We start from the raw sequence: 2,608 nt of genomic DNA on the forward strand, positions 1-2,608 counted from the left end.
GGGACGGTATCAACCCATCGGTATTTCAATTGTTTATCTTTTATACTATATTCCAAAGTTGGAATGTTGGAATACCTGAGGTATTGATTAAAAAAGGCCTTCAAATCAAGTCCTGAGGTTTTTGAGAAATAGTCTTCAATTTGCTTGGTGGTCACGGTTTGATGGTAGAATGTTTCGTTCAAACCTCGTAATATATCTCGCCATTTACCATCGTCATTAATCCACTGTCTTAAGGTGTGCAGCATATTCGCGCCTTTGTAATACATGTCTACGGATCCACTTTGATTGACATCATAAGTCCCAATGATCGGCTTATCGTTTTGAATGTTTTTTCGGATGCCGATAACATATTCTGCGGACGCTTTTTTACCGTAGAAATATTCTACAAACAAACTTTCAGCATAAGATGTGAAACTTTCATGAACCCACATATCGGCAATATCTTTATACGTGATATTATTGGCAAACCATTCGTGAGCAGATTCGTGAATGATAATAAAATCAAATTTTAAGCCCCATCCCGAACCGGAAACATCCCTTCCTAAATAGCCGTTTTTATACTGATTGCCATAAGTGACGGAACTTTGGTGCTCCATTCCTAAATAAGGAACTTCTACCAACTTATAACCATCTTCATAAAATGGATAGGGACCAAACCAATGTTCAAAAGCCTCCATCATTCTTGGCGCATCTTTAAAATGGGTCTTGGCTTTTTCAAGATTGTCTTTTAAAACATAATAATCCATTTTCAAGAGGCCTTTTTCCCCTTGATAGTCTTCAGAATAATGAACATAATCCCCAATATTCACATTAACCCCGTAATTATTGATTGGATTGTTGACAAACCAATTGTAAGTTTTTGTGCCATTTTTATGCTCTTCAACGCTGCGGAACTGGCCGTTGGAAACTTCCATCAACGCCTTTGGAATAGTGACACTAATCAACATGCTATCCACTTCGTCATACATATGGTCTTTGTTGGGCCACCACACGCTGGCACCTAATCCTTGGCATGAGGTAGCGATAAAATCGTTACCATTGCTATCTTTTTTCCAAGAAAATCCACCATCCCACGGAGCGTTTACGGCTTCTTGAGGTTGGCCTTCATAATAGACATCTAAACTTTGGATGCTTCCTTTTTCTTGATCGCTTTTTAAGCTGATAAAATGCGCGTTACCTTCGTTTTTGACATTTAAAACGTCTCCGTTTTGTATCACTTTTGTAATAATTAAAGGTGCTTGTAAGTCAATTTGAAGTACCGCATAAGGTTCTAAAACTTTATATTGAACGGTGTTTTTCCCTTTGATGGATTTTGTAGCCGGATCCACGGTTATATCTAAATGGTAATAGGTCAAATCCCACCAAGCGCGTTCTGGGGTGATGGAACCTCTTAAGGTATCTTGTTTGGTAAATATTTTATCTTGAGCGTTTATTGTATTAACTGCGACTAAAGCTAAAAGGATATAAAAATATTTGAGCATTGTTTAATTTCTTAAAATTGAATTCGGGAAAACGACCACACTTTCATAACCATCTTTTCCAACAGATGCGACTCCAAAATAGGAATTGTCAATAACAATACCATTAAGTGTAAATTCAGTAATATCTCCAACATATCTGGAATGGTCCCAAGTAGGCGACGTCGTATCTCTCCAATAAATTTTATAGCCTTTGGCACCTTCAGCTTTATCCCATTTCAGTTTTGCAGATGCTTCAACAATCCCACCAATGGCAACGGTTTTCGGTGGAGGAGGAGAGGACGCCAAGCTTGCCATATTAATAGCATTGACCGCAGTTAGTTTTGCCGCATAAGGAAAGTTGACATGTTCAAACGTATCGCCGTAATGAATGCCATTTTCTAAACGGATATCTTGATGCTGTTGGGTGTAATTTTCATGTGCTTCCATAATTCGTATACCAGCAAAACCTAAATCGTTAAACGGTCGATGATGGCCGCCACGACCAAAGCGATCCAATCGATATACCATCATTGGATTCATTTCAGGCATATAGGTTTGAGTGGTTTTATGGACATAACGTGCCAATTGACGTGAAATGCCATCGACTTCGCCACCATAAAAACGGCGCATTTCTCGTTCTTTATCAGTTTCGGTAGGAGGAACGGGTTCAGAAAATATTCGAAATGCACGGTTGTCAATCACACCATCAACCCCTTCAATATTGCCAATCATATCATTATTAAAAACACCGATAACATCCCAACCTTTCTCTTTAGCATAAGCTGGCAATCCGGCGCCACCAAAAAGACCTTGTTCTTCGCCCGAAAGCCCTACATAAATAATACTGCTTTCAAATTTATATTTTGAGAGCACACGAGCGGCTTCAATAGCGCCTGCCATTCCAGATCCATTATCGTTTGCACCGGGCGCATCTATTGTGAAATCCATGACATCACTGGCACGTGTATCAATATCGCCACTCATAATAATGTAGCGGTTGGGATATTTTGTGCCTTTCTGTATGGCCACCACATTCACAATCCAACCATCATGTGGCACACGCTTTTTAGGGTCTTTGGTCACAAAATCCTTTTGATAAAACACATTCAGACAGTTATTGCAGTTCTTTGAAATAGTTTCGAATTCTT

General features: G+C 39.2%; 2 protein-coding genes. Both read right to left on the bottom strand.

The genetic code is table 11. From position 1 onward, the window contains the following. A partial coding sequence (locus ABIQ28_RS10885) for a M1 family metallopeptidase (protein WP_348037176.1) occupies positions 1-1,481 on the bottom strand: 1,481 nt, incomplete at its 3' end. A 3-nt stretch (positions 1,482-1,484) separates the two neighbouring features. Further along, the coding region (locus ABIQ28_RS10890; RefSeq protein ID WP_348037178.1) for a M28 family metallopeptidase at positions 1,485-2,608 on the bottom strand (1,124 nt) is incomplete at its 5' end.

The sequence above is a fragment of the Gelidibacter sp. genome, assembly GCF_039916245.1.
In the GTDB taxonomy this organism is placed as follows: Bacteria; Bacteroidota; Bacteroidia; order Flavobacteriales; family Flavobacteriaceae; genus Gelidibacter.